We start from the raw sequence: 451 nt of genomic DNA on the forward strand, positions 1-451 counted from the left end.
CGGCACCGTGCCGCTCGAAACAGTCACCGTCGCTGACAGCAAGCTCACCGGGCCGGTCACCTGCCCTGCAGGGCCCCTGGCCGTCGGCGCGTACGTCACCTGCGAGGCAGCACCCTACGTCCTGACCCAGGCCGACGTGGACGCCGGCCAGGTCATCAACAACGCCGTCGCCACCGGAACCACGCCGAACCTTCCCCCGGCAACGGACGAGGATACGACCACCACCGTGATCGCAGCAACGCCTGCGCTCTCACTCGTGAAGAGCGGCTCGGTCAGCGAGGTCACCCGTGCCGGCCAGCAGATCGAGTACTCGTTCGAGCTGACTAACACCGGCAACGTCACCCTCGAGAACGTCACCGCGATCGACGACGAGGCCCAGTTCACCGGCTTCGGCGACCTGTCGCCGGTCATCTGCCCTGAGGCTGCGCGTTCGCTCGCACCGGGTAAGTCG

Annotated in this window: 1 pseudogene; it reads left to right on the plus strand. The window is 67.6% G+C overall.

Annotation, left to right across the window (positions count from 1 at the left end):
* Window positions 1–451 (plus strand): annotated as a pseudogene (locus FDK12_RS14980) (hypothetical protein); the annotation flags it as partial.

Source organism: Arthrobacter sp. NamB2 (assembly GCF_005281365.1).
Lineage (GTDB): Bacteria > Actinomycetota > Actinomycetes > Actinomycetales > Micrococcaceae > Arthrobacter_D.